Origin of the sequence: Psychrobacter sp. 16-MNA-CIBAN-0192, from assembly GCF_040309565.1 — a bacterium.
Classification (GTDB): domain Bacteria; phylum Pseudomonadota; class Gammaproteobacteria; order Pseudomonadales; family Moraxellaceae; genus Psychrobacter.
The window spans coordinates 1-262 of sequence record NZ_JBEOOX010000375.1 but is presented as its reverse complement, the minus strand read 5'-3'; the positions used below and the strand labels follow the sequence as shown (position 1 = coordinate 262).

Sequence of the window (262 nt, the reverse complement as noted above, 5' to 3'; positions counted from 1 at the left end):
CACCACAGCAAATCATCGATTATGGGGTTAAGCTCAAGCTTATCGAGCGTATCCCGCATATTTTAGGGGATATCATTCAAGTCGCTGGCAAACAAGCCGCCCTGCTCAGCTACTTCCGTAATAACATTTTGCATGTCTTTATTCTGCTGTCATTCCTAGCCGCTTTGGTTGCCCGTAACGGTCGTATCGAACGCAGTCGTCTCAATAGCATTGCCGAGCAGTTATATCCGTTTTTACAAAGTGAGCTGTTTTTATACTACCC

1 protein-coding gene is annotated in these 262 nt (G+C 45.4%); it reads left to right on the top strand.

Annotation, left to right across the window (positions count from 1 at the left end; all coding sequences use genetic code 11):
* The coding region (locus AAEY78_RS13650; protein ID WP_352339880.1) for a hypothetical protein at positions 1-262 on the top strand (262 nt) is incomplete at both ends.